At 38.6% G+C, this 1,021-nt stretch carries 2 protein-coding genes; both read right to left on the bottom strand.

What is annotated here, in order from left to right; genetic code table 11:
- Window positions 1–358: RNA polymerase sigma factor (locus AC1DG9_RS27310; RefSeq protein WP_477635726.1), on the bottom strand; the 358-nt coding region annotated here is incomplete at its 3' end.
- A gap of 71 nt (window positions 359–429) precedes the next feature.
- On the bottom strand, window positions 430–1,021 hold a 592-nt coding region (locus AC1DG9_RS27305), incomplete at its 5' end, for a S41 family peptidase (RefSeq protein ID WP_477635725.1).

Here is a 1,021-nt window from a genome sequence, read left to right as displayed (position 1 = left end):
CAATTGATGTATCAAGGTCATTGCATTCCTGTTGATTTTGCTCGTTGTGCTTGCAATCGGAGCTATACCGCTCTTTCATTTTCTCATCTCTGGAAACTTGCTCCAGCCAATTGTAAAATATGCTTCGTGCAATTTTATTTAGGTAATTTTTAATACCCTTTTCAGGCTCTATATTACTTCTGTATTTCCATAACCTCATAAAGGTGTTGTTCACCAGCTCTTCGGTGATTTCCTTCGATCGAGTGTTTTGATAAAAGAACGACCATATGGAGCGACTAAATACGTCAAAAACTTGATTGAAAGATTCTTCATTGCCATTGATGAAGCCCTCCACAACTTTGTGTCCTAAGTTTTTCATTGGTCATTTAATATAAGGGTTGATGGTACACAAAAGTATTTAAGGCACCTCATAGTTAAGTTAACTTACAATTATCTATTTGTTAATCCTTTAGGTGGGCTTTGCACTTTTGTAACACTAACAGATCTACCGATCTGATCTATCATGTCCCTTGAATCGAATAGTATCTGGATGTTGTCCTTGCTTAAGGACGATCTTTTTAGTGACTCTCCTGCAATTCGACCGATTGCGGTTTTTATCAGCGGATCAGCCTGATCACCAAAAGGGATCAAATCTTCGCTGAATTCATCTACTGTGATATCAGGGTTTAGGCCAGTGGGGTAATTTCCCTCACTATTGCTATTAAATAATTTAAATACCATAGGCTCTATGCTCCAATTGGCCAAAGTATGGGTATTCTCGTTCTCCTTGATCTGAAAGGAAGCCATGTCTTTGCCCAAGGTTTTCTGCCCGACCTGAATTACGCTTAACCAGGGTCTTAAACCCTTAATCAAAAATTCAGCTGCCGAAGCAGTATGGTTTCCGGTTAAAATGAATACCTGTTTTATTTGTAGGCGCATAGAAGCTATTTCTTCAAAACTGAAATTGTATCCTGCATAAATATTGGCTATCGTACTGGCATAATTTTCCCTTCTTAAGGGGGCATTCTTATTACCCCTGTAC

Source organism: Pedobacter sp. 05L430 (genome assembly GCF_056397585.1).
Note: the sequence above shows the minus strand (reverse complement) of the source record. Positions and strands in the feature narration are given on the sequence as shown.